This window comes from Streptomyces sp. 13-12-16 (assembly GCF_002114215.1).
In the GTDB taxonomy this organism is placed as follows: Bacteria; Actinomycetota; Actinomycetes; order Streptomycetales; family Streptomycetaceae; genus Streptomyces.
The window spans coordinates 1-979 of the sequence record NZ_NCTE01001072.1; the positions used below are offsets into that span (position 1 = coordinate 1).

The 979-nt window shown below is 76.6% G+C and carries 2 protein-coding genes; both read left to right on the forward strand.

From position 1 onward, the window contains the following. The coding region (locus B7767_RS35435) for an SAV_6107 family HEPN domain-containing protein (protein WP_085575645.1) at nucleotides 1-448 on the forward strand (448 nt) is incomplete at its 5' end. Between the two features lie 108 nt (nucleotides 449-556). After that, on the forward strand, nucleotides 557-979 hold a 423-nt coding region (locus tag B7767_RS35440; protein WP_143652806.1), incomplete at its 3' end, for a bifunctional 2-polyprenyl-6-hydroxyphenol methylase/3-demethylubiquinol 3-O-methyltransferase UbiG.

A 979-nucleotide genomic window follows, 5' to 3' on the forward strand; every position in this document is an offset into this window, starting at 1 on the left:
CGCCGTCCTGGAGACACCCAACGAGCGCTACGCGACGGCCCACCTCGCCGCCCTGCGCACCGCCGCCGCCGTGCTCGCCGCCCGCGGCCGGCCCGAGACCTCGCCCCGGGCCCGGGCCCGGATACGGAGCGCCTGGGAAGTGCTCCCCGAGATCGCGCCCGAGCTCACCGAATGGAGCGCGCTGTTCGCCTCCGGGGCCCGGCGCCGCGCCCGCGCCGAGGCCGGCATCCAGGGTGCGGCCACCGTCCGCGACGCCGACGACCTGATGCGCGACGTCGCGATGTTCCTCCGCCTGGTCGAACAGATGCTGGTCCTCCAACCGGTCCTGCCCCTTCAGGGACGCGTCCAGGGGCGCGGGGAACCGCGCGAACGGGGCTCCGGGGGCGAGGCCCCCGGGGGCGGGAAGGGGAGGGGCGGAGGGGGCGAAACACCTCGCGCGGTCCCCTAGCCCGGCCAGGTGGCCGGAAACCACGGCGCAGGCCATAGGGTGGAGAACGCCTGAAACCCGATCGCTCCGCCGAAGACCAGGCGGCGCCCCGCCGAGGAGTCAACTACCGTGTCGGACCCGATGCGGCCCCGTGCCGCCCTCCGTACCGCCGTGGTCTGGGAGGTCCTCCAGGACGCCCTGGAACGCCGGGTCAAGGCGACCGGACGGCAGGCGCTGGACGTCCTCGACACCGGCGGCGGCAGCGGCAACTTCGCGGTGCCCCTCGCCCGGCTCGGCCACCGGGTGACCGTCGTCGACCCCAGCCCCAACGCGCTGTTCGCCCTGGAGCGCCGCGCCGCCGAGGCCGGCGTCGCCGACCGGGTGCGGGGCGTCCAGGGCGACGCCCGGGGCCTCTTCGACGTGGCCGAGCGCGGCGGCTACGACGTCGTGCTGTGCCACGGCGTCCTGGAGTACGTCGACGACCCCGCCGAAGGCGTCCGCAACGCGGTGGCGGCCCTGCGCCCCGACGGCGTCCTCAGCCTGCTCGCCGCG